1 pseudogene is annotated in these 478 nt (G+C 36.6%); it reads left to right on the top strand.

From position 1 onward, the window contains the following. Positions 1–478: pseudogene (locus M3182_RS25610) on the top strand (IS256-like element IS256 family transposase); the annotation flags it as partial.

The raw sequence follows: 478 nt of genomic DNA, 5'->3' as shown, positions 1-478 counted from the left end.
ATTCAAAGTGGCGAAAGCGAAGAGACCTGGACAACATTTTTTGAATACCTAAAAGAACGCGGTTTACAAGGTACGGAACTCGTTATTTCTGATGCGCACAAAGGATTAGTCTCTGCCATTAGAAAATCCTTCACAAACGTAAGTTGGCAAAGATGCCAAGTTCACTTCCTAAGAAATATCTTTACCACCATTCCTAAAAAAAATTCAAAATCTTTCAGAGAAGCTGTTAAAGGAATTTTTAAGTTCACAGATATTAACTTAGCGCGTGAGTCTAAAAATCGATTGATTCATGATTATATCGATCAACCAAAATATTCAAAAGCTTGCGCATCATTGGATGATGGATTCGAAGACGCCTTTCAATATACCGTACAAGGAAATTCCCACAATCGACTAAAGAGTACCAATCTAATTGAACGACTGAATCAAGAAGTACGCAGAAGAGAAAAGATTATTCGCATCTTCCCCAATCAAACAT

Source organism: Mesobacillus maritimus (assembly GCF_023715205.1).
Lineage (GTDB): Bacteria > Bacillota > Bacilli > Bacillales > Cytobacillaceae > Mesobacillus_B > Mesobacillus_B maritimus_C.
The sequence above is the reverse complement of the archived record's forward strand: the minus strand, read 5'-3'. Positions and strand labels throughout refer to the sequence as shown.